Consider the following 581-nt stretch of genomic DNA (forward strand, 5'->3'; position numbering starts at 1 on the left):
GTGACGTGTGTGGTCATGGAAGCCACCGGCGACTACTGGAAACCGTTCTACTACCTCCTCGAAGACGCCCCGTTCGAGGTGATGCTGGTCAACGCCCACGACGCCAAGAACCTCCCGGGCCGCAAAACCGATGTGTCGGACGCGGCGTGGCTGGCGCAGCTGGCCGCCCACGGGCTGTTGCGGGCCTCGTTCGTGCCACCGGAACCGATCCGACGGTTACGTGATCTGACCCGCACCCGCACCGCGATCACCCGTGAACGCGGCCGCGAGATTCAACGGTTGGAGAAAGTCCTCGAAGACGCCGGCATCAAACTGTCGGTGGTGGTCTCCGATATCAACGGGGTCTCGTCGCGATCCATGTTGCAGGCGCTGGTCAAGGGTGAACGCGATCCGGCCGTGTTGGCGGAGTTGTCGGTGAAACAACTGCGCCGCAAGATCCCCGCGTTGACGAAGGCGTTGCAGGGCCGCTTCACCGACCACCACGCGTTCCTGGTCGAGTTGCATCTGGATTTCATCACCGAACACACCACCCGGATCGACGCGTTGACCGAGCGCATCGAGAAGGTGATGGCGCCGTTTCA

1 protein-coding gene is annotated in these 581 nt (G+C 63.0%); it reads left to right on the forward strand.

What is annotated here, in order from left to right:
* A partial coding sequence (locus KB201_RS24690; RefSeq protein ID WP_211540921.1) for a transposase occupies nucleotides 1-581 on the forward strand: 581 nt, incomplete at both ends.

Origin of the sequence: Gordonia sp. SCSIO 19800, assembly GCF_018132775.1 — a bacterium.
Taxonomy (GTDB): domain Bacteria; phylum Actinomycetota; class Actinomycetes; order Mycobacteriales; family Mycobacteriaceae; genus Gordonia; species Gordonia hongkongensis.